This is a genomic window from Rehaibacterium terrae (assembly GCF_014202935.1).
GTDB lineage: Bacteria > Pseudomonadota > Gammaproteobacteria > Xanthomonadales > Xanthomonadaceae > Rehaibacterium > Rehaibacterium terrae.
On sequence record NZ_JACHHX010000011.1, the window covers coordinates 18,155 to 42,818 of the forward strand.

Consider the following 24,664-nt stretch of genomic DNA (forward strand, 5'->3'; position numbering starts at 1 on the left):
CCGCTCACTGCAGCCCCACCCGCAGCCCCTCGCGCCGCCAGCGCCAGGCGAACACCGCGAACATCGCGGTCAGCCACAGGCCGAGGTTCCACTCGAGGATGTTCTCCAACCGCTCCTTCAGCGCGCGGTCCGCGACCGTGGCGTCGATCGCCACGCTGGCGATGCCGAGCGAGAGCATCCCCAGCGCCACCGTCAGCAGCAGCCGATAGGCCGGCTCGCCAGGCCAGCGCGCCAGCCGCCGCAATGTCGCCATCAGCGCGAGGAAGGTGCCGGCGAAGTACATGTGCACGCCGTAACGGCGCAGCACCTGGTAGATCGCCCCCTCGGTGCCGAGGAAGGTGACATAGACGGCGAGGAAGCCGGCACCGATCACGCCCAGCCACAGCACCCATGGGCCGACATCCGGGTCGTGTCGGCGCAGCCAGCGGTGCGCGGCCAGCCAGAACAGCGCCTGCAGCGTCGCGCAGGGCAGCATCGCCATGCGGAACAGGTCGTTGCCGAGGCCGTGGCGGGCGGCGCGACTGATCGAGGTGCAGCCCTCCAGGTACGGATTGCACAGCGGGATGTAGTCGCCCTGCACCGACAACCACCAGGCCAGGTGGGTGGCCAGCACCGGCAACGCCGCCACCAGCAGCGGCAACGGCCACAGTGGAACCCCAAGGGCGACGCGATCGGCTGCGCTCATGCTCCCGATGCTAACCTGTCCGTGCGGCGACGGTTCAGGCGCCAGCCGGATCATGGGCGGCCGCTGTACCGTCCACACCTCGCCCCGTCGATGTCGCTGTCGCGCCGCCTCCTGCCGTTCGTGCTCGCGCTTTGCGCGGGCGCCCCAGCGCACGCCGAACAGGAACCGGTGCTGCCGGCGGCCGAGCTGGTCGCGCCCGCCCTGCTGGCCGGCCCCGGGTACCGGGTCGAGGCCCGGGCCGAGGTGCGCGGCTACCAGGCGCGCTTCCGCCTGCACACGCCGTGGGGCGAGTTGCAGGCCGAGAGCGTGGAGATGCTGGCGATCCGCGTCGGCGAGATGCCGGCGCTGGAGGCGCTGTACTCGGAAAGCGTCGGCGAAACGCTGCGCGCCAGCGGCCTGGAGGCGGTTGCCGCGCCGGTGAAGGCGATCGCCAACGTCGCCAGCCACCCGGTGCAGAGCGTGGTCGGACTGCCGCAGGGCGTGCTGCGCTACTTCGGCGAGAGGCTGTCGAAACTGGGCGCACAGGCGCGCAAGCTCGGCCACCGCATCGACGAGCGCATCAGCCATGAAGGCTCGCCCTACCAGGAGGTCGACGGCCCGCTGGCCGCCACCCGCGATCCCACCCCGGCCGAAGACCGGCCCTGGTGGGACAAGCCCGCGCGCGAGCTGGGCCGGCTGATCAAGAACGAGGCCGGCTACGGCAAGGCGCGCCGCGAGATCGCCGAGCGGCTCGGGGTCGACCCCTACACCAGCAATCCGCTGCTCAAGGAGCGCCTGGACGCGCTGGCCTGGGCCGCCAGCAGCGGCAAGCTCGGCATCAACCAGGCGCTGGCCCTGGCCACCGGCGGCGCCAGCGAGGTGCTCGGCTACGTGCAGCAGGTCGACCGCCTGGTGCTGACCATGGCGCCCGAAGACGTGCGTGCGCGCAACGAGGACCAGCTCGCGCGCGTATGCGCCGACGAGGAGCTGCGCTACGCTTTCCTGCACAAGGGCACCTATACGCCGACCCTGCAGACCGCGCTGGTCGACCTGCTGGTCGGGCTGCGCCCGGCCGGCGGCTGCGAGGCCTTCCTGGAAACCGCGCTGATGGCGGCGAGCGAGGTCGAGGCGCGCTTCGTGGTCAACAGCCTGCGCCTGCTCGACCACTACCTGCGCGACGAGGCACACGGCGGCCACTTCGTGCCGGTCGGCGCGCTGCCGGCCTACCTGACCCGCGGCGGCGAATTCGTGCTGCCGCTGCCGGTGGATTACCTGAGCTGGACGCCGCAGATCCGGCAGTGGTTCGACCGCCCCGGCATCGGCGACCGCCGCTACCGCACCCTGCTGGTGAGTGGCCGGCTCAGCCCGCGCAGCGAGCGCATGCTGACCCGCCGCGGCTGGAGCCTGGTGCCGCACGTACGCTACGCCGGCGCCCCGCCCTACGTGGCTTCGCCGGTTTCGCCCTGAGCCTGCGTTGGAAAGACGATGCGCATGCCGCGCATCGTGCCCGGCGACGGCCGGGCCACCCATCCCTGCGATTCGAGGCGCACCCGTGCCCGTCAGCGAACAGCCCGCGCAACTGGTCATCGGCGTGGTCGCGCATCGCGACCTGGTCGATGCGGAGCAGCCGGCCTTGCGCGGAACCGTGCGTGCGCTGCTCGAACGCCTGCGGCGCGACTATCCGGGCACGCCGCTGCGCCTGCTGTGCGCACTGGCCGAGGGCGGCGACCTGCTGGTGGCGGAAGTGGCGCGCGAACTGCGCATCCCGCTGACGGCCCCCCTGCCGATGCCGCTGCCCGACTACGAGCGCGACTTTTCCGACCCGGCGACGCTGGCGCGCTTCCGCGCGCTGATCGCCGATGCCGATGTCCTGGAATTGCCGCTGGCGCCGGGCGACACCGCCGCCGGCCTCGCCTCCAAGCCCGTCCGCGACCGTCAGTACGCGCAGCTCGGCCTGTTCATCTCCAGCCACTGCCAGATCCTGCTGGCGCTGTGGGACGGCAGGCCCACCGACGCGCCCGGCGGCACCGGCCAGGTGCTGCACTTCCACCTGCACGAGGAGCTGCCTGGCCTGCGCCGCGCCAGCGACGCGCCCAACCTGTTCGCCGACGACGACAGCGACCTCGTGTACCACGTCGTCTGTTCGCGACGCGGCGAAACGCCGTCGACGAAAGCGGGCGACGCCTGGTGGCTCACCGCCGAGAGCCGCGTGCCCGGCGACGGTCCGGTGCCCAACGGCTACGACCGCATGTTCCGCCAGATGGCGGCGTTCAACGCCGATCTCGCACGCTACCGGATGCGGATCGATCGCGCGCGCACGACCCTGCTGCCGGCGCGCCCACCGGCATCGCCGACCGCGGTCGCGCTGCGCATCGACCGCCTGTTCGCCACCGCCGACTGGCTGGCGGTGCATTTTCAGCGCCGCGTGCACCAGTCGCTGCTGGCGATCCACGTGCTGGCCGTGCTGATGGGGCTGTCCTTCCTGGCCTACTCCGAACTGGACGCCTCGAAGTGGTTCATCGCCGTCTTCCTCGGCCTGTTCGCGCTCGGCTTCGCGCTCTGGCGCATCGGCGAATCGCGGCAATGGCATCGGCGCTACCTGGATTACCGCGTGCTCGCCGAAGGCCTGCGTGTGCAGTTTCACCTCGCCCTGGCCGGCGCCGCCAACCGTGACTCGCCGAGCTTCGCCTACGACAGCTTCCTGCAGAAGCAGGACATCGAGCTGGGCTGGATCCGTCACGTCATGCGCATGCCCAGCCTGTACGGCAACCCCGGCGAACGGCCGCATCCGGCCTGGCTGGACTGGGTGATGCAGCACTGGGTCGGCAGTCGCGAGTCCGGCCAGTTCGACTACTTCCGCCATCGCGCCGACGAGCGCGCCCGCCACTACCTGCGCACCCGCAAGGTCGGCCACGCCTGCCTGGCCCTGGGGCTGCTCACCGCGGTGGCCCTGCTGGCCTTCAATCCGTGGATCGACGAGCCGCTCGAGGGCTGGCTGCTGGTGCTGATGGGCATGCTGCCGCTGATCGCCGGCGTGCGCGAAGCGTATTCCCACAAGAAGGCCGACAAGGAGCTGATCAAGCAGTACCGCTTCATGGCGCGCATCTACGGCAACGCCCGCCAGCGGCTGGACCGCGCCCGCGACGACGACGAGCGCCGCCGCATCCTGCAGGCGCTGGGCGCCGCCGCGCTGGAGGAGCACGCCGAGTGGACCCTGCTGCACCGCGACCGGCCGCTGGAGCACAGCCAGCTTGGATGAGCCGGACGCCCGTCCTCAGCGGATGCTGACACCCTCGTTCTCGACCATCGGATCGAACTGCCCGACCGCGCTGCCGCTGGCGGTGGCCACGGTCAGGCGGTAGTCGAGCTTGGACGGACGGCGGTTGGCGTCGCTGATGGTGACCGATGCGCGGCGCTCGGACGGGTCGAACTGCAGCTGGCCGGTGACGCGGTTGAAACCGCGCCCCCCGGCGCTGAAATCGGCTTCCTCGCCTGCGGTCAGCGCCGGCTTGCCGCCCAGCCCATCCCATTTGCCTACCTTGTGGCCCTTCAGGGCGACCGCGGTGATGCCCCAGCGGCTGGCCGAGGCCTGGTCGAGCGAGAACACCAGGTCGGCCGTGCGGTCGCGCAGGACCTTGACGTTGCCCTTGGCATCGACGCTGGCGCCGTTGCCGGCGACGGCCGCGCTGGCCAACGAGACCTTGCCCTGGCCGGACACGCTGAAAACGAGGGAAACGGTGGCATCGCTCATGACTGTGGCTCCAGGGCGGCGCGGGACGGACCGAGGCGGCGCCGCCCACGCCGACCCGGTGGCCTGCCGTCCCCTCGGGGCCGCCTGCGCGGCCCTTCCGCCAGGCCCTGCCTCCGGAGTTCAACGCCTGTCCGTCGTGGCGCCGGCCACCACCTCGGGCCCGGACGTGCAGAGGCCGGCATGCCGGCAGGCGCGCAGGAATGCGGCTTCGGCGAAGCCTTGCGCGTGCAGCGTGTCCACAGAGGCCTGCGCCCGGTCCGGGCGGCCGGCGGCGATCCACAATCGCGCCAGCGCGGCACGTTCGGCCAGACCGAGCCGGGCATCGTCGACATCCGCCTCCAGCATTTCGACTCGCGCGGGCGACAGCCAGTCCGGTTCGGTCGCTTGGCGCAGCAGCGCCACCTCGACGTAGTGTCGGCCGATCGTAGTGTCCTGCGGGTGCGCCGCGCGCAGCCCTTCCAGGAAGCGCCAGGCGCTGTCTAGCTGCGCCTGCGCTGCCTCGCGCTCGCCCATGCGCGCCGCGCGCCAGGCCAACAGCGCACGTGCCTGCGCACGCGCGGCGGCGTGCTCGGGCACGCTGTGCTCGAGCGGGTCGGCCATCGCCTGCAGTCGCGCCAGCACCGGGGCCGGGAAGTCGTCCGGACGCTGCAGGTCGACCCAGGCGCGGGCGTGATCGACGCTGGCGTTGGCGAGTACGCGCGCCCAGCCGGCATTGTCCGGATCGTGCGCGACCAGCCGGGCCAGCCGCGTCATGGTCTCGCCATAGGCGGCCAAGGCCTCCTCGCCGCGTCCCAGCCACAGCAGGGCGGTGGCCTCGCCACGCCAGGCGTAGGCCAGCTTCTGCTCGATGCGCAGGTCGCCGGGATGCGCACGCGCCTGCGCTTCCCAGCTTTCTCGCACTTCGACACGGCTGCGCCAGGCATCGTGCAGCTGGCCGGCATTGCCCTGGATGGTGCCCAGCCAGGCGACCGCTTCGATCACCTCGCGCTGCAGCGTCTCGTCGTCCGGTCGCAGGGCGATGGCCTGGCGCTGATGGTGGACGCCGCGTTCGGCGTGCTCCAGGGCCAGGGCATGATTGCGCGCGCCGCTGTGCGCGCTGGCCAGGTTGACGTGCGCATAACCCAGCTCCATCAGCCACTCGGGCCTGTCGGGCGCGCTCCGTACCAGCCGCGCGGCGGCATCGCGGTAGGCCTGGAAGGCGAGCAGCGCCTCGCCGTAGCGGTTGCGGCGGAAGTGCACGTTGCCGACCCAGAACTCGCTTTGCGCCAGGTCGAAGATGCGCTGCGTATCGTCCGGCGCACGCGCCAGTCGTTCGGCGTCGATGTCGCGCGCGCGGACGAAGGCCGCCAGCGCCTCGTCCCACTGGCCGCGGCGCATGCGCAGGTCGCCGAGCTGGCGCAGGGCCTGCGCCGAACGCGCCAGCGCGTCCTCGTCCAGGTCGCGCGGCGGCAGCGCGTCGAAGTACTCGCGCGCCTTGTCGGCGGCGGCGTCGAGCACGTCCAGCCGCTGCAGGCCCTCCAGCCGCTCCTTGAGGTCGGTGAGCATGAACTCGATCAGGTCCTCGGCCTGGTCCTGCCGGCGGCGCGCATCGTCGCGGGCCACGCTGGCGGTCCAGGCCAGCCAGCCGGTCAGCATCATCCCGGCCAGCGAGGCGGCCACCACTGCCAGCATGCGGCGATGACGGCGCTGCGCATCGCGCTGGCGCAGCGCATCCAGTTCGACACCGAGCAGGCCGGCGAGCAATTTGAGCCGCGCCAGCGCATGACCGTCGCCGCCGGGGCGCGCATCGGCGGCGATCGGTTCCAGCGGCGGCAAGCCGTCGGCGCCGTCGCGCAATGCCGGCGGGAAGCATTCGCGCGCATCGCCGGTGTTGGGCTCGCCGTCGACGATCAGCGCATACAGCCGCGCATCACGACCGAGGCGGCGGAAGGCAAGCACCTCCTGGTTCACCCAGCGCGAGGTGGCGGCGGCCGGCGAGCAGATCACCACCAGCGCCTCGGACGCCACCAGCGCGTCCTTCACACGCTGGCCGAGGTCGGCGGCGGAGGCCAGTTCGTCGCGGTCGCGGAACACCGGCCGCAGGCGTGACGGCACCGGGCCGAACTCGCCGGCCGCGCCGACCAGCCGGCGCGGCACCGCGTAGCCTTCCAGCGCACGGTGCAGCCAGCGCGCCCAACGGGCATCGCGATGGCTGTAGCTGATGAAGGCGCGGTAGCGCATGAGGGCATCCTCCGCCGCAACGCGGCCTGCCGCGTTCGCGCACCGTGCGCGCCCCCTCGCGCATCGGACCGTACAGACAGGCAACGCCGCGGCGTCATCGAAACGGCCACGCTCCCGGCTGGGCTAAAATCCGCGCTCCCCGCACAGCCACGCCCCGGAACCGCCCATGTCCACCGCCATCCAGCGTTACGCCGCCGAGCTCGAATCCATCCGCGCGCAGGGGCTGTTCAAGTCCGAGCGCGTCATCACCAGCCCGCAGTCGGCGGAGATCGAGCTGGCCGATGGCCGCCGGGTGCTGAACTTCTGCGCCAACAACTACCTCGGGCTGGCCGACCACCCGGAGGTGATCCAGGCCGCCAAGGACGCGCTCGACACGCACGGCTTCGGCATGGCCTCGGTGCGCTTCATCTGCGGCACCCAGGATCTGCACAAGCGGCTGGAAGCGAAGATCGCCGACTTCTTCGGCAAGCAGGACACGATCCTCTACGCCGCCTGCTTCGATGCCAACGGCGGCCTGTTCGAGCCGCTGCTGGGCGAGAACGACGCCATCGTCTCCGACGCCCTCAACCATGCCTCGATCATCGACGGTGTCCGCCTGTGCAAGGCGCGCCGCTACCGCTATGCCAACTGCGACATGGCCGACCTGGAGAAGCAGCTCCAGCAGGCCCGCACCGACGGCGCGCAGACGATCATGATCACCACCGACGGCGTGTTCTCGATGGATGGCTTCATCGCGCCGCTGGACGAGATCACCCGGCTCGCGGCCAAGTACGACGCGCTGGTGCACATCGACGAATGCCATGCCACCGGCTTCCTCGGCGCCACCGGCCGTGGCTCGGCCGAGGTCAAGGGCGTGCTGGACCGGATCGACATCATCACCGGCACGCTCGGCAAGGCGCTGGGCGGCGCGCTCGGCGGCTTCACCACTGGTCGCAGGGAGGTGATCGAGATGCTGCGCCAGCGCTCGCGACCGTACCTGTTCTCCAACTCGCTGCCGCCGCACGTGGTGGCCGCCGGCATCAAGGTGTTCGACATGCTGGCCGCGGCCGGCGACCTGCGCGAAACGCTGGCCGACAACACCCGTTACTTCCGCGAGCGGATGACGGCCGCCGGCTTCGATCTCAAGCCCGGTGAGCACCCGATCGTGCCGGTGATGCTGTACGACGCGCCGCTGGCGCAGAAGTTCGCCGAGCGGCTGCTGGAGGAAGGCATCTACGCAATCGGCTTTTTCTATCCGGTGGTACCCAAGGGCCAGGCCCGCATCCGCACCCAGATGAGCGCCGCCCACACCCGCGAGCACCTGGACCGCGCCATCGCCGCCTTCACCCAGGTTGGTCGCGAACTGGGCGTGATCCGGTGACCGGAAGCCGCCGCGGCGCGCGGCGCACTCCGCCGCCGCCGGCCTTCCCCGCCGCCAGTGACGCGACTTCCTCGGGATGCAGCAGGCGCCACTGGCCCTTGCCCAGATCCCCCAGCACCAGTGAGCCGATGCCGACCCTGACCAGCCGCAGCACACCGATGTCGAAGGCGGCGAGCAGGCGACGGATCTGCCGGTTGCGGCCCTCGTCGAGCACGATCTCCAGCCAGGCGTTCTTCGCGCCGACGCGCAGCGACCGCGCCGACTTCGCGGCCAGGTGCTCGCCGCCATCGTCGATGCCGGCGCACAGCGCCGCCAGCAGCGCATCATCGGGAATCGTGTCGACCTGCACGTGGTAGGTCTTGTCCGGGCCGGTGTCCGGATCGGCGATGCGCGCCGCCCATTCCGGGTCGTTGCTGAACAGCAGCAGCCCTTCACTGGCCTTGTCGAGCCGGCCGACCGGCGCGATCCAGGGCAGTCCGGCGCCGTCGAAACAACGGTAGACGGTGTCCCGCCCGCGCTCGTCGGCGACGGTGGTGACCAGCCCGCGCGGCTTGTTGAGCAGCAGGTACACGCGCTCGGCCGCCTCGACCGGCCGGCCGTCCACCGTGACCCGGTCGCGCCCCTCCACCACCGGATGCTCCGGGTCGCGCACGATGCGCCCGTTCACACCCACCCGCCCGGCGCGCACCCACTCGGCCGCCCGGGTGCGCGAGCACAGCCCGGCCTTGGACAGCACGCGGGCGACGCCAAGGCGGCGGGCGACGGCGGCAGTGCGCAGGGACGATGGTGTTTTCATCGGCGGAAGCATGGCGCAGCCGGGGGCGAAATGGCTACGCTTGCCCTGCCATTCCGGGAGCACGCCATGTCCGAACACACCGCCGTCGTCCGCTGGTCGCGCGGCGATCACGAGTTCACCTACGAAAAGTACAGCCGCGACCACACGCTGGAATTCGACAACGGCGCGACGGTGAAAGCCTCTTCGGCGCCGGCCTGGTTCGGCGACCCGGCCGGCGTCGACCCGGAGGAGATGCTGGTCGCGGCCCTGTCGTCCTGCCACATGCTCACCTTCCTGGCCGTGGCCGCCAAGAGCGGCTACCTGGTCGAGCGCTACGAGGACCACCCGGTCGGCTTCCTGGAGAAGAATGAACAGGGCCGGCTGGCGATCACCCGGGTCAGCCTGCGTCCGCGCATCGACTTCGGCGGTGACAGACGGCCCGACCCGAGCACGATCGAGCGCATGCACGCCAAGGCGCACGCCAACTGCTTCATCGCCAACTCGGTGCGTACCGCCGTCAGCATCGCCCTCTGAGCGGACACCTCGCCGTCACGGCCGCGTGAAAGCCGTGACGCCTCGCGGATTCACTGCCCCATCACCGCGCGCCCGGCAATGTCTGGCGCATGGATGGATCGCACGACACCCGTTCCCTGACCTCCCCCCGGCCCGACCGCTGGCTGGCGCTGCGGCGCTGGTTCGACAGCGGCGATGCCACCGCGCCGGTGCCCGAGGGCAGCCCCGACCGCATCGACTGGCTGCGGGTGTTGCCGTTCATCGGCCTGCATGCGGCCTGCCTGGGCGTGCTGTGGGTCGGGTTCTCCTGGTTCGCACTGTCGGTGGCGCTCGCGCTGTACGCGCTGCGAATGTTCGCGATCACCGCCTTCTACCATCGCTACTTCTCGCACAAGGCGTTCCGCACCTCGCGTCCGGTGCAGTTCGCGTTCGCCCTGCTGGGCGCTTCGGCGGTGCAGCGCGGGCCGCTGTGGTGGGCGGCACACCATCGGCACCATCATCGCCATTCGGACACTGCGCAAGACCTCCACTCGCCGGTGACACGCGGATTTTTCTGGAGTCATGTCGGCTGGTTCCTCAGTGAGCGCGGCTTCCATACCGACCACCGGGCCATCCGTGACCTCGCCCGCTATCCCGAACTGCGCTGGCTCGACCGCTACGACATCGTGGTGCCGGTCGCGCTGGCGGCAGGGCTGTACTTCCTCGGCAGCTGGCTCGAACGGGCCTATCCGGCGCTGCAGACCAACGGGCCTCAACTGCTCGTCTGGGGTTTCTTCGTTTCGACGGTGGCGCTGTTTCACGTCACCTTCACCATCAATTCGCTCGCCCACCGCTGGGGCAGCCGACGCTTCGCCACCCGCGACAACAGCCGCAACAACTGGCTGCTGGCGCTGCTGACCTTCGGCGAGGGCTGGCACAACAACCATCACCACTATCCCGGCTCGGCACGACAGGGCTTCCGCTGGTGGGAGATCGACCTGACCTACTACGGCCTGCGCCTGCTGGCGCTGCTCGGCCTGGTGCGCGACCTCAGGCCCGTGCCCGCGGCGGTGCTCGGATCGCGTCGGGAGCGTGCATGAGGATCGCGGTGGTCGGCAGCGGCATCGCCGGGCTGGGCGCGGCCTGGCTGCTGTCGCGAAAACACGAGGTGGTGCTGTTCGAGCGCGAGGCGCGGCTTGGCGGGCATACCCACACCCACGCCGTCGAGCGCGGCGGGCACGTGTACCACGTGGACTCGGGCTTCATCGTGTTCAACCCGGTCAACTACCCGCTGTTGTGCCGGTTGTTCGGCGAGCTGGAGGTGGGCTCGCAGCCGACCACGATGAGCTTCTCGGTGCAGGACGCGCGCAACGGGCTCGAATACAACGCGAGCAGCCTCGACGGCCTGTTCTGCCAGCGCCGCAACCTGCTGCGACCGCGCTTCTGGCGGATGGTGCGCGAGATCCTGCGCTTCTACCGCGAGGCACCCACGCTGCTCGACCTGCCGGATGATGGCCCGACGATCGGCGACTACCTCGCCGCCAACGACTACTCGGCGATGTTCGCCGAGGACCATCTGATCCCGATGGCCAGCGCCCTGTGGTCCTCACCGACAGCGACGGTGATGAGGTTTCCCGCCAAGTACCTGGTGCAGTTCATGGCCAACCACCACATGCTCCAGGTCGAGGGACGGCCGCAGTGGCGGGTGGTACGCGGCGGCTCCAGCCGCTACGTGGAGGCGATGCGGTCACGCTGGGATGTGCAGGTCCGCACCGCCACCCCGGTATATGCCGTGCGCCGGCTCACCGATGCGGTGGAGGTGGACAGCGCCGCCGGCAGCGAGCGTTTCGACCAGATCGTGCTGGCCTGCCACAGCGACCAGGCCCTGCGCCTGCTGCGCGACGCCGACCAGCGCGAGCAGGACATCCTCGGCGCCATCCCCTACCAGGCCAACGACACCATCCTGCACACCGACGCCCGCCTGCTGCCGCGCCGGCGCAAGGCGTGGGCCGCATGGAACGCCTTCGTTCCGGCCACGCCCGAGGCGCAATGCACCGTCAGCTACTGCATGAACCTGCTGCAGTCGTTCGACTCGCCCGAACCGTTCGTGGTCACGCTGGGCCGGAGCGCGGATATCGACCCGGACAGGATCATCGCGCGAATGGTCTACCACCACCCGGTGCTCACCCATGCCAGCATCGCCGCGCAGGCACGTCGCGACGAGATCAACGGCCGCAACCGCACCTGGTACTGCGGCGCGTACTGGGGATTCGGCTTCCACGAGGACGGCCTGCGCAGCGCGGTGGACGTGGCTCGCGGGCTGGGGGCGGCATGGGACTGAACAGCGCCATCTACGAGGGCTGGGTCCGGCACCGCCGCTTCGCGCCGCGCGAGCATGCATTCGGCTACCGGATGTTCCAGCTCTATCTGGATCTGGCCGAGCTCGACCAGGTCTTTCGCGATCGCTGGCTGTGGTCGGCGGACCGCCCCAACCTGGCCTGGTTCCGCCGCGCCGACTACCACGGTGATCCCAGCCGCCCGCTCGACGCCTGCGTGCGCGACACCGTGGCCGCCAGGACCGGCCGGCGCCCGGCCGGGCCGATCCGGTTGCTGACGCACCTGCGCTACTTCGGCCACTGCTTCAACCCGGTGAGCTTCTACTACGGCTTCGCCGCGGACGGAAAAACCCTGGACTGGGTGATGGCGGAGATCAACAACACCCCCTGGAACGAGCGCCACGCCTACGTGCTGCCGGCACGGGAAGCGAAGGCGCACGGCAAGGCGCTGGGCTGGCGTTTCGACAAGCGTTTCCACGTCTCGCCGTTCATGGCGATGGCGCGCGAGTACGACTGGCGCTTCACCGTGCCGGGCGACCAACTGCGCGTGCACATGACCGTCCGCGAGCGCGACTGTCGTGAGTTCGACGCCACCCTCGTGCTGGTGCGCCGTCCGCTCGACGGCCCGAACCTGGCGCGCTGTCTGGCGCGCTACCCGGCGATGACCCTGCGGGTGCTCGCCGGCATCTACTGGCAGGCCCTGCGCCTGAAGCTCAAGGGCGTGCCGGTGCACGACCACCCCGACACCGCCGCGAGGAACGCTACCCGATGAGTACCCCCGCCGATTCCCTGCCCCGCGACATCGACCGCGACAGCGCGCGTTACGGCAGCCTCGACCGTTTCCTGCGTGAGCGCCTGCTGGCCCGGCTCGCCGGATTGCGCGGTCGACTGACCGTACACGACGCGCTCGGCGAAACCGAGCTCGGCCGCGCCGACCCCGATACGACCGAGCCGCTGCAGGCCTGCGTGCGCGTATACACGCCGGACTTCTACCGGCAGGTTGCGCTCAACGGCAGCGTCGGTGCCGGCGAGGCCTACATGGACGGCCATTGGGATTGCGACGACCTGGTTGCACTGGTGCGACTGCTGGTGCGCAACCGCGACCTGCTCGACGGCATGGAGACCGGCGGCGCGCGGCTCGGCGGGCTGGCCATGAAGCTGCTGCACGCGCTGCACCGCAACACCCGCGCCGGCAGCCGGCGCAACATCGCCGCCCATTACGACCTCGGCAACGAGTTGTTCCAGCTGTTCCTCGACGACAACCTGATGTACTCGTCGGCGATATTCGCCGAGCCGGACGAGCCGCTGGAATCGGCCTCGGTCCGCAAGCTCGACCGCATCTGCCGCAAGCTCGACCTCAAGCCCGCCGACCACGTGATCGAGATCGGCACCGGTTGGGGCGGCTTCGCGCTGCACGCGGCACGGCATTACGGCTGCCGCGTCACCACCACGACGATCTCGAAGGAGCAGCACGCCCTGGCCAGCGAGCGCATCGCCGCCGCCGGCCTGTCCGACCGCGTCACGCTGCTGCTGGAGGACTACCGCGACCTCACCGGCCGCTACGACAAGCTGGTGTCGATCGAAATGGTCGAAGCCATTGGTCACCAGTACCTCGACACCTACCTGCGCAAATGCGCCTCCCTGCTGAAGGACGATGGCCTGGCGCTGGTCCAGGCCATCACCATCGAGGACCACCGCTACGCGAAGGCATTGCGCGAGGTGGATTTCATCAAGCGCCATGTCTTCCCTGGCAGCTTCATTCCCTCGGTGAGCGCGATCCTGTCCTCGATGGCGCGCGTCACCGACCTGCGCCTGCTCAACATGGAGGACATCGGCCCCAGCTACGCGCTCACGCTGCGCCATTGGCGCGAGCGCTTCCTGGCTGCGCGCGAGCGGGTGCGTGCACTCGGCCATGACGCGCGCTTCATCAGACTGTGGGTGTTCTATCTGTGCTACTGCGAAGGCGGATTCCTGGAGCGCAGTATCGGCGATGCCCAACTGCTGTTCGCCAAGCCGGGCAATCGTCGCGCGCAGTTCGTTCCCGACGCATGACCCGCGCGCCCACCATGTTGTCCACGCTCGCCAACGCCATCGGTTTCCAGCTCGTCTGGTTCGCCGCCGTGATCGGCGCGGCGAACGGGCTGTCCTGGCTCGGGCCGCTGGCGGCGCTGGCGTTCGCTGCGGCCGTACTGACTTGGGGCGGACGCCGGCGCGAGGACTTGTCGCTGCTGGCCGTGGCGCTGCCGCTCGGCTTCGCGCTCGACACCCTGTGGGTACGTGCCGGCCTGGTCGTCTTCGCCGCGCCCTGGCCGGAAAGCGTGGCGCCGCCGTGGATCATGGCGATGTGGCTCGGCTTCGCGCTCACCCTCAATCACTCGCTGGCGCGACTGCGCGGCCTGCCCTGGCTGGCTGCCGCGCTGGGCGCAGCCGGCGCCCCCCTGGCCTACCTGGCCGCCGCACGTGGCTTCGGTGCGGTGCAATTCGTCGGCGACCCGCTGCCGGCGCTGCTGGCGGTGTCGCTGGCGTGGGCGCTGGTGGTGCCATTGCTGCTGCGGGTGGGCCGCATCCACAGGACGCGCATCGGCGCGAAGGTGGCCGGGCGATGATCCTCACCGGGCTGCTCATCGTCTGGATCGCCTCGGCGCTGGTCATGGCGGCGGCGTGGTGGGTGTGCCGACGGATCGGCAACGCCGGCTACGTCGATGTGGTCTGGGCCGGCCTGATGGCGGCGGCAGCGCTGTTCGCCGGCGCCTTCGGCGACGGCGCGGCACTGCCGCGCGGGCTGGTCGCGATGATGGGCAGCCTGTGGGGAGCGCGGCTGTGCCTGCACCTGCTGCATCGCGTGCTGCACGAACCCGAGGACGGCCGTTACCGCTTCCTGCGTGAGCACTGGCAAGGCAACCAACGCTATTTCTTCGTGTTCTTCCAGGCGCAGGCCGTGTTCGTCGCGATCTTCGCGCTGCCGATGCTGGTGGCGGCCGGCAACCCCGAGCGCGACTTCACCGTGTGGACGGCGCTTGCGCTGGCGATCTGGGCGCTGGCCGTCGGCGGCGAGGCACTGGCCGACCGCCAGCTCGCGCGCTTTCGCGCCAACCCCGCCAATCGGGGCGAGGTCTGCCGCGATGGGCTGTGGGGCTGGTCGCGCCACCCGAACTACTTCTTCGAATGGCTGCACTGGTTCGCCTACGTGTTGCTCGCCATCGGCGCGCCGCAGTGGTGGCTGAGCCTGGCCGGACCGCTGCTGATGCTGCTCTTCCTGTACCGCTTCACCGGCATTCCATGGACCGAGCAGCAGGCCCTGCGCAGCCGCGGCGAGGCCTACCGCCGCTACCAGCGCGAAGTCAGCCCCTTCATCCCCTGGCCGCCGCGCCGCCCGAGGAACTGAACCGATGTCGCCGATCGCCCTGGCCGAACGTGGCCTGATTCCCGACGCGCTGATCCGTCACGGCATCCGCCGCCTGTGCGCGCGACGCCTGCGCGAGGAGCACATCGACGACCCCGCCCGTGCCGATGCCCGCTTCCGCGCGCTGCTCGACACGTTGCGGCGCAGCCCGATCGCCATCGAGACGGAAGCCGCCAACGCCCAGCACTACGAGGTGCCGACACGATTGTTCGAACTGTGCCTGGGCAAGCGCCTCAAGTACAGCTGCGCCTACTATCCGCGCGGGGACGAGACCCTGGACCAGGCCGAGGAAGCCATGCTGGCGCTGTACGAAGAACGCGCCGGGCTGGCTGATGGCCAGCGCATACTCGAACTGGGTTGTGGCTGGGGTTCGCTCACGCTGTGGATGGCCGAGCGTTACCCGAATGCGCGCATCACCGGCGTTTCCAACTCACGCACGCAGCGCGAGCACATCCTGGCTCAAGCCCGCGCGCGCGGCCTGGGCAACGTCGAGATCATCACCTGCGACGTGAACCGGCTGGCGCTGGACACACGCTTCGACCGCGTCGTCTCGATCGAGATGTTCGAGCACATGCGCAACTACCGGCATCTGCTCGCCAACATCGCCGGCTGGCTGGAGGACGACGGCAGGCTGTTCGTGCACATCTTCTGCCACCGCTTCCTGATGTACCCGTTCCAGACCGAGGGCGAGGACAACTGGATGGGGCGGTACTTCTTCACCGGCGGCCTGATGCCCGCGGCCGACACATTGCTGCATTTCCAGGAGCATCTGGCATTGGAGCAGCGCTGGCTGCTACCGGGCACGCACTACCAGAAAACCGCCAACCACTGGCTGGCGAACCAGGACGCGAACCGCGGGGAGGTGCTGGCCGTGCTGCGCGCCGCCTGCGGCGAGCGCGAGGGCGCACTGTGGGCGCAACGCTGGCGGATGTTCTGGATGGCCTGCGCGGAACTGTTCGGCTGGGAGGGCGGCAGCCAGTGGCTGGTCGCCCACTACCGCTTCAGCAAGCGCTAGCGGCACCCTGCGCGCACTGCGTCGTCGCAGTGGCCGCGGCCGGCTGCGCTGCGGCCTCGGCCGGTTGCGGCGCACCGCCGATCACGGCGCGACCGTTGACGATGCGGATGCCCTTTTCCTTCATCCACGCCTCGAACTCGGCGGCAGTGAAGCCCTTGCGCGCGTTGAAGCGATAAGGCGTGTTGTCGAATTCGGTCCGGGGGGTGTAGCCGGCGCCGGGATCGGCGGCAGCCGCCTGCCGACAGGCCTTCAGACGGGAGCGCATCAGCACGCGGTCGACCGACTGCGATTCGTCACTGTAACGCGCCAGCAGGCCGCGCGGTTCACCGAGCTGGCTGCCAGTGCCTGGCAGTTCGTGGGCGACGGGAGGAATCGCCGTCGGCCGCACCGGCAGCGGCAACGGCACGGCGCTGCCGGCGCAATCCGTCGCCACCGCCTCCGTCGTACCCAGTGAGAACAGGATCAGCGCGGCAACGAAAGCGGTGCGTGGCATGAGCGGCGGGTGTCCGGCAACGAAGTCCGCCGCAGTGTAGGCAATCGCGCCGCGGCGATTCAAGCGCGGCGCCTGAACCCGCTGAACGGCCGGGCCGACACGGGACACCGGCACGCGGAAAGACGAAGCCCGGCACTGGGCCGGGCTTCGTGGTCACGCGAGGCGGGACGTGCGGTATCAGTTCTGCACGTTCAGCTCGGTGCGGCGGTTGGTCTCGCTCTTGCACGCCGGGAAGGTCTGCGGCGTGGGCTCGAGCGGGCGGCTCTCGCCATAACCGACCGGGCCGACCAGGCGCGAAGCCGAGATGCCGTTGCTGGTGAGGTACTCGTACACCGCGCGGGCACGGCTCTCCGACAGGCGCTGGTTGTAGCTCTCCGGGCCGCACAGGTCGGTGTGGCCGGCCACTTCCACGCGCAGGTCCGGATACTTCTTCAGGATCTCGATCGCCTCGTTGAGGATGGCGATCGCGTCCGGACGCAGGGTGGCGCGGTCGAAGTCGAAGTTGACGCCACGCAGGTCGATGGTCAGCGGCACCGGGCAGCCGTCCGGCCCCATCACCGAACCATCCGGGCAGTACTGCACCGGCGGCGGCGGCGGCGGCGGCGGAGCGACCGGCTCGGGCTCGACCGGCTTGGCCGGCTCGGGGCCGAGGGCGATCGTGATGCCGACCGAGAGCAGCAGGTCGCTGAACCGGTCACGGGTCGGCGCCGCCACGCTGCTGTCGTTGAAGTCAAAACGGTAACCGAGCTCGGCCCGGCCGCTGGCACGGCCATAGCTGGCCTGCAGGCCGACCACCGGCTGCACGAAGAGGTTGTTGGTCTTGTTCTCACCGGGCGAGTTCGGGTTCGGGAAAGCATCGAACTCCTCCTCGCTGCGCAGCACGCCGCCACCGATACCGACATACGGCCACCAGCCGCGATCGGCATTGCGGAAGTGGTAGCGTCCGGTGACGCTGGCACCGTACATGCTCCACAGAAGCTCATTGGCCTCGAAGCGCGGATTGGTGTAGGTCAGATCGAAATCAACCGACCAACGCGGGCTGAAGAACTTGCCCAAGCCGATGGTGCCGAACGCGGCATCCTTCAGCTCACGCTTGCTGTCGAACCCGATCTGCCCGGCAGAAGCACTCACATACCAGCGATCATCGTAATCCTGGGCCACAACGGCTTGAGCCGCACCCAGCGCACCGAGCAGGGCACAGCACAGGAGTTTCTTCTTCATGGTCAGCTCCTTGATGATGGAATTCAGCCGCCTCTCGAGAAGCAGGCTCACCAACGCGACGGCCATTGTTTGCACGCCATCTTGTCCAGCTTACAACGCATCCGTGAAAGCTGCGTTAACCAAACTCTAACAAAGGCTGCGCACAGGCGCCACACCGGGCCGAAACCAAGCCTGGCAGGACACCAGGCCTTGCCGGCACACCCGCCCGGGCGTCAGCGGGAACCCGGCGCCCGCAGCCGCGGATCGGCCCGCAGCCGCTCGGCCAGATAGTCGGAAAATACCCGGATCCGCGCCACATGGCGCAGGTCCGGGTGGGTGAGAAGCCACAGTCCGGCCTCGAAATTCGGCGTCACCGGAAACAGCGGCAGCAGCCCGGGCATCTGCTGGTCGATCGGCAGCAGCGCCAGCCCCAGCCCGGCCGCCGCCAGCGCCGCCATCGTGTTGAGGTCGCTGGCGCGCACGGTGAAGGCGGACTCGCCGTGGCGGCCCTCCAGCCAGGCGAACACCGGCACACGCAGGAAACTGGCCTCGGCGCCGATCAACGGGTGCTGCCCGAGCTCGTCCATGTCGCGCGGTGGCGCACGCCGGGCGAGATAGGACTCGCCGACGAACACCCACCACGGCACCTCGCACACGCGCCGTCCGACCAGGTACTCGGGTGGCGTGGAGGTGGCGCGCAGGGCGAGATCGGCCTCGCGACGGGCGAGGTCGAAATCGCGGTCGCCGGCGGCGATCTCGATGCGGATGTCGGGGTACATCGCCAGGAAGTCCGGCAGATAGCCGGCGACGAAGTCGGCCGCCAGGTTCGGAGCCGTGGTCAATCGGATCCGGCCGGCCAGCCGGTAGTCCTTGCCGGCGACGGTGCGCTCCAACGCCAGCACCGCTTCGTCGGCCGCCTCGGCGTGACGCAGGATCTCCTCGCCTTCGGCGGTGGGCACATAGCCCGCCGGCAGCCGCTCGAACACGCGCACGCCGATCTTTTCCTCGAAGGCATTGAGCCGGCGGAACACGGTGGAGTGGTTCACCCCGAGCGCACGGGCGGCGCCGGCCAGCGTGCCGGCGCGGGCGATGGCAAGGCAGTAGCGGAGGTCGTCCCAGTCCATTTGCAATCATGCAATCAAAGTTTTCGTTTTTTGTCGATTTACTTGCTGTTTGGCACTGGCGAAGCTATGCCCACACCGGCACCCGCCGGCCCCTGATCGAGGATATCGCCATGACTTCCACCCTCCGGCCCCAAGACTACGCCGCCACCCTGCTGCGCCTCTCGCTGGGCATCCTGTTCCTGGCCCATGCCGGCCTGAAGCTGTTCGTGTTCACGATCCCGGGCACGGTCGGCTATTTCGAGTCGATCGGCTTTCCGGGCTTCCTCGCCCACCTGGTCATCGCCGGCGAACTGATCGGCGGCCTCGCCCTGCTCGCCGGCGTGATGACCCGCTGGGCTTCGCTGGGCCTTGCCGTGATCGCCTTCGGCGCGATCTACCCGCATGCCGGCAACGGCTGGGTGTTCAGCGCGCCGGGTGGCGGCTGGGAGTTCCCGCTGTTCCTGGGCATCACCGCGCTGGTGCAGGCCCTGCTCGGCCCGGGCGCCTTTGCGCTGAAGCTCAACGCCGCCCGCGCCTGACTCCCATCCGGGGCCGCCGTCCCGGTGGCCCCGCCGGCTTTGCGTGCCATGACCGCCCTCCTCCCCACCCTGTTCCTGTCGCACGGCGCGCCGATGCTGGCGATCGAGGACTCGCCCGCCGGGCGCTTCCTCGACGATCTGGCCGCACGCTGGCCCAGGCCGCACGCCATCGTGGTGGCCTCGGCGCATTATCCGGCCGCGGTACCGGCGGTGGGCGGCGCGCCGAAGCCGGCGACCGTGCACGACTTCACCGGCTTCCCGGCCCCGCTCTACGCGCTCGATTACCCTGCGCCGGGCGATCCGGCGCTGGCCGGACGCATCGCCGGACTGTGGCGCGCGGCCGGTCTGCCCGGCCGGGTCGACCCGCTGCGCGGCCTCGATCATGGCGTCTGGGTGCCGCTGCGGCGGATGTACCCGGCCGCCGAGATTCCGGTGCTGCCGCTGGCGGTCGATCCGCGCGGCGATGCAGCGTGGCACCTGCGGATCGGGCGCGCCCTGGCGCCGCTGCGCGACGAGGGGGTACTGCTGATCGGCTCCGGCGGCTTCGTCCACAACCTCGGCGAACTGGACTGGCGGCGGCCCGATGGGCCGGCCCCGCCTTGGGCACGCCAGTTCGCCGACTGGATGCACGCGCGCCTGCTCGCCGGCGACACCGATGCCCTGCTCGACTGGTGCGCGCGCGCCCCGCACGCCCGCCGCGCCCACCCCACGGTCGAGCACCTGATGCCGCTGTTCTTCGCCCTCGGTGCCAGCGGCGACACGGCGCGTGTCGAGCGCCTGCATCACTCCGGGCAGTTCGGCTCGCTGGCCATGGACGCCTACGCCTTCCACTGACCGGCTTGTCGCCCCGGCGGATTCCGGGCAGGGTAGGCGCTCCGTGCCACCCCCTCGCATCCGCATGAGCAACACGCCCTACCCGCACCTGTTCGCCCCGCTCGACCTCGGCTTCTGCACCCTCCCCAACCGGGTGCTGATGGGTTCGATGCACACCGGGTTGGAGGATCGCAGCCGCGACTTCCCCAAGCTGGCGGCGTACTTCGCCGAGCGCGCGCGCGGCGGGGTCGGGCTGATGGTCACCGGCGGCTTCGCGCCCAACATGGTCGGCTGGCTCAAGCCCTTCGCCGGCAAGCTGAGCTGGCCCTGGGAGGTGCGCAAGCACCGCCAGGTGACCCGCGCCGTGCACGCCGAAGGCGCACGCATCTGCCTGCAGTTGCTGCATGCCGGCCGCTACGCCTATCACCCGTTCTCGGTGGCGCCAAGCCGGCTGAAGGCGCCGATCAACCCGTTCACGCCGCGCGCGCTCAGCCATCGCGGCGTCGAGCGGCAGATCCAGGCCTTCGCCGATGCCGCGCGGCTGGCCCGCGAGGCCGGCTACGACGGGGTCGAGGTGATGGGCTCGGAGGGCTATCTGATCAACGAGTTCCTCGCCCCGCGCACCAACAAGCGCGGCGACCTGTGGGGCGGCAACCCGGAGAAGCGGATGCGCTTCGCGGTCGAGATCGTGCGCCGCATCCGCGAGGCCTGCGGGCCGGACTTCATCCTGATCTACCGGCTGTCGATGCTCGACCTGGTCGAGGGCGGCTCGGCCTGGGACGAAATCGTCGCCCAGGCCAAGGCGGTCGAGGCGGCCGGCGCGACCATCATCAATACCGGCATCGGCTGGCACGAGTCGCGGGTGCCGACCATCGCCACCTCGGTGCCGCGCGCCGCCTTCGCCGGTGTCACCGCCAAGCTCCGACCGCACGTCGGCGTGCCGCTGGTCGCCACCAACCGCATCAACATGCCGGACGTGGCCGAACGCATCCTCGCCACCGGTCAGGCCGACATGGTGTCGATGGCGCGGCCCTTCCTCGCCGACCCCGAGTGGGTGATCAAGGCCGAACAGGGCCGGGCGCAGGACATCAACACCTGCATCGCCTGCAATCAGGCGTGCCTGGATCATGTCTTCGTCAACCAGCGCGCCAGCTGCCTGGTCAACCCGCGCGCCTGCCGTGAGACCGAGCTGATCTACACCCGCGCCCAGACACGCAAGCGCATCGCCGTGGTCGGCGCCGGCCCGGCCGGGCTGGCCTGCGCCACGGTCGCCGCCGAGCGCGGCCACGAGGTGACCCTGTTCGACGCCGCCGGCGAGATCGGCGGCCAGTTCAACCTGGCCAAGAAGATCCCCGGCAAGGAGGAGTTTCACGAGACCCTGCGCTACTTCCGCCGCCGGATCGCCCAGACCGGCGTGCGCCTGCATCTCAACGCGCGGGTGAAGGCGGAAGACCTGGGGCCGTTCGACGAGATAGTGCTGGCCACCGGCGTGATGCCGCGGCAGGCGCGCTTCCCCGGCAGCGATCACCCCAAGGTCGTCGGCTACCTCGATGTGCTGACCGGACGCGTGGTGCCGGGTCGCCGGGTCGCCATCGTCGGCGCCGGCGGCATCGGCTTCGACGTGGCCGAATTCCTGGTCCATGACGGCGACTCGCCCGCGCTCGATCCCGTCCGCTGGATGGGCGAGTGGGGCGTGGACCCGGCCTTCGAGGCCCGCGCCGGGCTGGCCAGACCGGCACCGGAAGCGCCCGCCCGCGAGATCTGGCTGCTGCAGCGCAGCCCTGGCAAACCCGGCGCACGACTGGGCAAGACCACCGGCTGGATCCATCGCGCCACACTCAAGGCCAAGGGTGTGCAGATGCTGGGCGGGGTGCAGTACCTGGGCGTCGACGACGAGGGCTTCCGGATCCAGGTGGAGGGCAAGCAGCGCCTGCTGGCGGTCGACCACGTGGTGGTCTGTGCCGGCCAGGAGCCGCTGCGCGAGCTGCTCGCACCGCTGCAGGCCGCCGGCCGGCAGCCGCACCTGATCGGCGGCGCCGATGTCGCCGCCGAACTCGACGCCAAGCGCGCCATCGACCAGGGCAGTCGTCTCGCCGCCATGCTCTGAACGCCGGCGGAACGCTCCGCGCAGCGGGCAAACCTGAATGGAATCAATCGGTTCTGACGCCACGTTCAGCTGGCGTTCGGTTTCTGGCCGTTAGGGTGCGCCCCCGAACCGCCCCCGCGCCCATGGCCGCGCGGGGGTGCCGGACCGGATCCACCGGCCGGCGGCCGGGCCGAAAAGCCCGTCCGTCCCCATCACGCCAGGCCGACTGTCCCGTCCCCTTCCCTTCCCCCGTTGGCAGGTTGGGTGGCCGTTTCCGAGCGGCCGCGGGCAATGCGGCGCAACGGAGCAAGGAGTACCGCCATGAAGCTGGCCTGGATTCTCTGGCTTGCCCAGGTCCTGCCGCAGCCGGCCGCCGAGCCGCTGTGCCTCGCCACCACCATCTACCTGGAGGCGCGCAACCAGTCCGAAGCCGGGCAGCGCGCCGTCGCCGAAGTGGCCCTGCGCCGCCGCGACAGCGGCCTGTGGGGCGAGAGCGTCTGCGAGGTGGTCACTGCCCGTGGGCAGTTCGCGCCGACCCTCATCCACCCCGGCCACCGGCTGAAGAACGTCACGGCCTGGGAAAAGGCGGTACGGATCGCCTTCCAGACCCAGCGCGAGTGGTCGCTGCCGCCCGGCCAGCGCAGGGAGATCGTGCCCGGCGCCAGCCACTTCGCCGCCCATGATCTGGCCAACCCCGCCTGGGCGACCCAGCCGGTCGCGGTCATCGGCGATCACAGCTTCTACCGGGTGATGCGGCTGGCGCCGTAAACCCGACGCCCCATTCCACACGCAGCGTTCCAGCGCCCCGGCTTGTTCGAGCCGGGGCGCTGTCGCATGGTGGGCGCTCCCGTCGATGAGCCCCACCTCCCACCATGAAGCTTTACTTCATCCCCGGCACTTGCTCGCTGGCCGACCACATCGTGCTGGAGTGGATCGGCTGCCCGTACGACACCCGGCAAGTCGCCCGCGATGCCTTGCGCTCGCCCGAGTATCTGAAGATCAACCCGGCCGGCGTGGTGCCGACCCTGGAAGACGACGACGGCTGGGTGCTGACCGAGAACGTCGCCATCCTCAACTACCTGCTCGACCGCTTCCCGGAGGCGGGCCTGGGCGGCGACAACGGCCTGCGCGACCGCGCCGAGACCAACCGCTGGCTGGCCTACCTGAACTCGGACGTGCACAAGGCCTTCGGGCCGATCTTCAGCCCGGCGCGCTTCCATCCCGACCCGTCGCAGCACGACGCTCTCAAGCAGGCCGCCCGCGCGCGCATCGCCCTGCTGCTGGGCCCGGTCGAGAGCCGCCTGACCGACCGCGACTGGCTGGCCGGCCACCGGTCGCCGGCCGATGCCTACCTGTTCGTGATCCTGCGCTGGGCGATGGCGCACGGCATCGATCTCGCCGACAAGCCCAGGCTGCAGGCCCACTTCGCCCGGATGAAGGCGGATGCCGGCGTGCAGCGGGCGCTGAAGGCGCAGGGGCTGGAGTAAGGCCGGAAATCGGAAACCGGAAACCGGAAAGGCGTCGCCCTGCTGTCACTCCGGTGCAAGCGAGTCCTGCGTCGCATCGTGGGCCAGCACCCAGGCATCGATGCACTCGCGCATGGCGTCGGGCTGTTCGGTGGGAATCCAGTGCCGGGCATCGAGCTCGACGAACTCGATGCCCGGCAGTATCGCCAGCGCCGCCCGGGTCCGCGCCGGATCGGCCATCAGCCGGCCGCGCGAGAGCACGGCCAGGCCCGGGCTGCGTACCCGCGCCAGCGGCAGCGGCCGCAGCACTTCCAGCAGGTTGGCCAGGTACTGCGCGCTGGGCAGTGTCCTGAGGTCGTGCCAGGGCGAGCCGTAGCGGCGCAGCATCGCGGACGAGCCGATCGCCCCCTGCACACTGCGGTCGAGCGCCTCCAGATCCAGCGGTCGAAGGTGGCGCCGGTGCAGGCCCAGCCGGTTGCCGCCGCGCAGCAACGCCACCAGCAGCCGCAGCAAAGGCGTCAGCGGTCGCAGCCGCGCCAGCGTGCCGACCAGCGCCGACCTGACCATCGGCTCGATCAGCACCAGTCCGGCGCAGCGCCCCGGATGGCGGGCGGCGAAGTGCAGTGCCAGGTTCGCGCCCAGGCAATGCCCCCCGATGTGGGCGCGCGGGATCCGTTCCTGATCCAGCAGTTCGGCCAGATCGTCGCTCCAGCGGGCCATGTCCGCCGGCCCGCGCCACAGCGACAGGCCGTGGCCGCGCAGATCGGGGCGGATCAGCCGATGCCCGTGCCGCAACGTGGTGGTGGCGACGAAATGCCACCAGCGGGTGCCGTTGCTGGCGGCGCCATGCAGCAGCACCAACGGCATCCCCCGCTCGGCCCGGGGTCGCCAGCGGCGATAGCCCAACTCGACGCCATCGGCGGCACGGAAGCGGCAGACCGCGTCCAT

24 protein-coding genes are annotated in these 24,664 nt (G+C 70.4%); 16 read left to right on the forward strand and 8 right to left on the reverse strand.

Going from position 1 to position 24,664, the window contains the following annotated elements; genetic code table 11:
• Nucleotides 1-4 precede the first annotated feature (4 nt).
• Complete coding sequence (locus HNQ58_RS08555; RefSeq protein ID WP_183948494.1) at nucleotides 5-685, reverse strand: hypothetical protein; 681 nt, start codon at nucleotides 683-685, stop codon at nucleotides 5-7.
• Between the two features lie 90 nt (nucleotides 686-775).
• Here HNQ58_RS08555 and HNQ58_RS08560 point away from each other — a divergent pair, with 90 nt between their 5' ends.
• Nucleotides 776-2,131 (forward strand): hypothetical protein, encoded by a 1,356-nt coding sequence (locus HNQ58_RS08560; protein ID WP_183948495.1) that lies wholly within the window; start codon nucleotides 776-778, stop codon nucleotides 2,129-2,131.
• A gap of 85 nt (nucleotides 2,132-2,216) precedes the next feature.
• A complete protein-coding gene (locus tag HNQ58_RS08565) occupies nucleotides 2,217-3,923 on the forward strand; it encodes a hypothetical protein (protein ID WP_183948496.1) in 1,707 nt (568 codons plus the stop codon).
• Between the two features lie 15 nt (nucleotides 3,924-3,938).
• On the opposite strand, the gene HNQ58_RS08570 is transcribed toward HNQ58_RS08565, so the two are convergent.
• The gene (locus HNQ58_RS08570) at nucleotides 3,939-4,415 is read right to left on the reverse strand and encodes a hypothetical protein (protein ID WP_183948497.1); all 477 of its coding nucleotides are present in this window, start codon (nucleotides 4,413-4,415) and stop codon (nucleotides 3,939-3,941) included.
• A gap of 120 nt (nucleotides 4,416-4,535) precedes the next feature.
• Entirely contained in the window at nucleotides 4,536-6,635 is a 2,100-nt protein-coding gene (locus HNQ58_RS08575; protein WP_183948498.1) for a toll/interleukin-1 receptor domain-containing protein, read from the reverse strand.
• 166 nt (nucleotides 6,636-6,801) lie between these two features.
• Here HNQ58_RS08575 and kbl point away from each other — a divergent pair, with 166 nt between their 5' ends.
• Nucleotides 6,802-7,995, forward strand: coding sequence for a glycine C-acetyltransferase (gene kbl / locus HNQ58_RS08580; protein ID WP_183948499.1), 1,194 nt, complete (start codon nucleotides 6,802-6,804; stop codon nucleotides 7,993-7,995).
• Here kbl and HNQ58_RS08585 read toward each other — a convergent pair.
• On the reverse strand, nucleotides 7,958-8,791 hold the full coding sequence (locus HNQ58_RS08585; RefSeq protein WP_409616083.1) for a pseudouridine synthase: 834 nt from the start codon (nucleotides 8,789-8,791) through the stop codon (nucleotides 7,958-7,960). The two genes, kbl and HNQ58_RS08585, sit on opposite strands and share 38 nt — an antisense overlap.
• 66 nt (nucleotides 8,792-8,857) lie before the next feature.
• On the opposite strand from HNQ58_RS08585, the gene HNQ58_RS08590 reads away from it, so the two are divergent.
• From HNQ58_RS08590 to HNQ58_RS08625, 8 genes are all read left to right on the forward strand, one after another.
• Nucleotides 8,858-9,304, forward strand: a complete 447-nt coding sequence (locus HNQ58_RS08590) for an OsmC family protein (RefSeq protein WP_183948501.1) — start codon at nucleotides 8,858-8,860, stop codon at nucleotides 9,302-9,304.
• A gap of 89 nt (nucleotides 9,305-9,393) precedes the next feature.
• Nucleotides 9,394-10,362: an acyl-CoA desaturase gene (locus HNQ58_RS08595; RefSeq protein WP_183948502.1), complete on the forward strand. Its 969-nt coding sequence runs from the start codon at nucleotides 9,394-9,396 to the stop codon at nucleotides 10,360-10,362.
• Entirely contained in the window at nucleotides 10,359-11,603 is a 1,245-nt protein-coding gene (locus HNQ58_RS08600) for an NAD(P)/FAD-dependent oxidoreductase (protein ID WP_183948503.1), read from the forward strand. Before HNQ58_RS08595 ends, HNQ58_RS08600 begins: the two co-directional genes overlap by 4 nt.
• Nucleotides 11,594-12,370 (forward strand): DUF1365 domain-containing protein, encoded by a 777-nt coding sequence (locus tag HNQ58_RS08605; RefSeq protein WP_183948504.1) that lies wholly within the window; start codon nucleotides 11,594-11,596, stop codon nucleotides 12,368-12,370. The genes HNQ58_RS08600 and HNQ58_RS08605 overlap by 10 nt, the downstream gene beginning before the upstream one ends.
• On the forward strand, nucleotides 12,367-13,650 hold the full coding sequence (locus tag HNQ58_RS08610) for an SAM-dependent methyltransferase (RefSeq protein ID WP_183948505.1): 1,284 nt from the start codon (nucleotides 12,367-12,369) through the stop codon (nucleotides 13,648-13,650). Before HNQ58_RS08605 ends, HNQ58_RS08610 begins: the two co-directional genes overlap by 4 nt.
• Entirely contained in the window at nucleotides 13,647-14,204 is a 558-nt protein-coding gene (locus tag HNQ58_RS08615) for a DUF2878 domain-containing protein (RefSeq protein WP_221301229.1), read from the forward strand. The genes HNQ58_RS08610 and HNQ58_RS08615 overlap by 4 nt, the downstream gene beginning before the upstream one ends.
• Complete coding sequence (locus HNQ58_RS08620; protein ID WP_183948506.1) at nucleotides 14,201-14,983, forward strand: DUF1295 domain-containing protein; 783 nt, start codon at nucleotides 14,201-14,203, stop codon at nucleotides 14,981-14,983. Before HNQ58_RS08615 ends, HNQ58_RS08620 begins: the two co-directional genes overlap by 4 nt.
• Before the next feature lie 4 nt (nucleotides 14,984-14,987).
• On the forward strand, nucleotides 14,988-16,016 hold the full coding sequence (locus HNQ58_RS08625) for an SAM-dependent methyltransferase (protein WP_183948507.1): 1,029 nt from the start codon (nucleotides 14,988-14,990) through the stop codon (nucleotides 16,014-16,016).
• On the opposite strand, the gene HNQ58_RS08630 is transcribed toward HNQ58_RS08625, so the two are convergent.
• The 3 genes from HNQ58_RS08630 to HNQ58_RS08640 form a co-directional block, all read right to left on the reverse strand.
• Nucleotides 16,003-16,572 carry a hypothetical protein gene (locus tag HNQ58_RS08630; protein WP_246417253.1) on the reverse strand — a complete coding sequence of 190 codons (570 nt, stop codon included), beginning with the start codon at nucleotides 16,570-16,572 and terminating at the stop codon, nucleotides 16,003-16,005. The two genes, HNQ58_RS08625 and HNQ58_RS08630, sit on opposite strands and share 14 nt — an antisense overlap.
• A gap of 114 nt (nucleotides 16,573-16,686) precedes the next feature.
• Nucleotides 16,687-17,730, reverse strand: a complete 1,044-nt coding sequence (locus HNQ58_RS08635) for an OmpA family protein (RefSeq protein ID WP_183948508.1) — start codon at nucleotides 17,728-17,730, stop codon at nucleotides 16,687-16,689.
• Between the two features lie 212 nt (nucleotides 17,731-17,942).
• A complete protein-coding gene (locus HNQ58_RS08640; RefSeq protein ID WP_183948509.1) occupies nucleotides 17,943-18,833 on the reverse strand; it encodes a LysR family transcriptional regulator in 891 nt (296 codons plus the stop codon).
• 110 nt (nucleotides 18,834-18,943) lie between these two features.
• Here HNQ58_RS08640 and HNQ58_RS08645 point away from each other — a divergent pair, with 110 nt between their 5' ends.
• The 5 genes from HNQ58_RS08645 (at nucleotide 18,944) to HNQ58_RS08665 (ending at nucleotide 23,737) form a co-directional block, all read left to right on the forward strand.
• The gene (locus HNQ58_RS08645; RefSeq protein WP_183948510.1) at nucleotides 18,944-19,351 is read left to right on the forward strand and encodes a DoxX family protein; all 408 of its coding nucleotides are present in this window, start codon (nucleotides 18,944-18,946) and stop codon (nucleotides 19,349-19,351) included.
• Nucleotides 19,352-19,399: 48 nt separating this feature from the next.
• The gene (locus tag HNQ58_RS08650) at nucleotides 19,400-20,185 is read left to right on the forward strand and encodes a DODA-type extradiol aromatic ring-opening family dioxygenase (protein WP_183948511.1); all 786 of its coding nucleotides are present in this window, start codon (nucleotides 19,400-19,402) and stop codon (nucleotides 20,183-20,185) included.
• 64 nt (nucleotides 20,186-20,249) lie between these two features.
• Complete coding sequence (locus HNQ58_RS08655) at nucleotides 20,250-22,271, forward strand: NADPH-dependent 2,4-dienoyl-CoA reductase (protein ID WP_183948512.1); 2,022 nt, start codon at nucleotides 20,250-20,252, stop codon at nucleotides 22,269-22,271.
• A gap of 300 nt (nucleotides 22,272-22,571) precedes the next feature.
• A complete protein-coding gene (locus HNQ58_RS08660) occupies nucleotides 22,572-23,018 on the forward strand; it encodes a cell wall hydrolase (RefSeq protein WP_183948513.1) in 447 nt (148 codons plus the stop codon).
• Nucleotides 23,019-23,122: 104 nt separating this feature from the next.
• Nucleotides 23,123-23,737 (forward strand): glutathione S-transferase family protein, encoded by a 615-nt coding sequence (locus HNQ58_RS08665; protein ID WP_183948514.1) that lies wholly within the window; start codon nucleotides 23,123-23,125, stop codon nucleotides 23,735-23,737.
• A gap of 45 nt (nucleotides 23,738-23,782) precedes the next feature.
• On the opposite strand, the gene HNQ58_RS08670 is transcribed toward HNQ58_RS08665, so the two are convergent.
• Nucleotides 23,783-24,664: an alpha/beta fold hydrolase gene (locus HNQ58_RS08670; protein WP_183948515.1), complete on the reverse strand. Its 882-nt coding sequence runs from the start codon at nucleotides 24,662-24,664 to the stop codon at nucleotides 23,783-23,785.